This is a genomic window from Xanthomonas sp. SHU 308, assembly GCF_000364645.1.
Lineage (GTDB): Bacteria > Pseudomonadota > Gammaproteobacteria > Xanthomonadales > Xanthomonadaceae > Xanthomonas_A > Xanthomonas_A sontii.
On record NZ_AQOK01000825.1, the window covers coordinates 1 to 711 of the forward strand.

Annotated in this window: 1 pseudogene; it reads left to right on the plus strand. The window is 74.5% G+C overall.

The window, feature by feature from the left end:
• Positions 1–711 (plus strand): annotated as a pseudogene (locus tag D588_RS25840) (PD40 domain-containing protein); the annotation flags it as partial.

Below are 711 nucleotides of genomic sequence, written 5' to 3' on the forward strand. Positions count from 1 at the left end.
TCGCCGCCGCCGCCGGTGCGGCGTCGATGCTGGTGCTGGCGCTGGCCTGCTGGTGGTGGTTCGCGCGCCCCGAGGCCGTGCCCGCCGACAGCGCCGAGCAGGAACGCGTGCTGGGCAGCCCCAAGCGGCCGTACCGGCTGATCACCGCCATGTCCGGGTTCAAGCTGGAGCCGGCGCTGTCTCCGGATGGCGCGCAGGTGGCCTATGCCGCACGCGCCAGCGGCAGCGATGGCACCCAGCTGCTCATCCAGCCGACCAGCGGCGCTGCCGGCAGTACCCCCCCGCGCTCGCTGGGCGTTCCGGCCCGCGGCGCCTCCGACCGCCTGCCCGCCTGGTCGCCCGACGGCGCGCACATCGCCTTCGCCCGACTCGGTGCCGACCGCCAGTGCCGGGTGATGCTGGTGCAGGCCGACGGGCGCACGCCCGCGCGCGAGGTCGCGCGCTGCGACGACAGCGAATTGCTCAGCTTCGACTGGACGCCGGATGGCCGCGGCCTGGTGTTCGGCAGCATGAACGGGCGTCAGCCGGCGCGCGGCATCCGCGTGCTGGATCTGGGCAGCGGGCGCTGGACGGCGCTGGATTATCCGGTCGCCGCCGGCGATTTCGATTACGCGCCGCGCTACTCGCCGGACGGCAAATGGATCGCCTTCGTGCGTAATCCGCAGATGGGCGGGCTGTGGCGGATGCCGGCGGCCGGCGGCACCGCCGAGC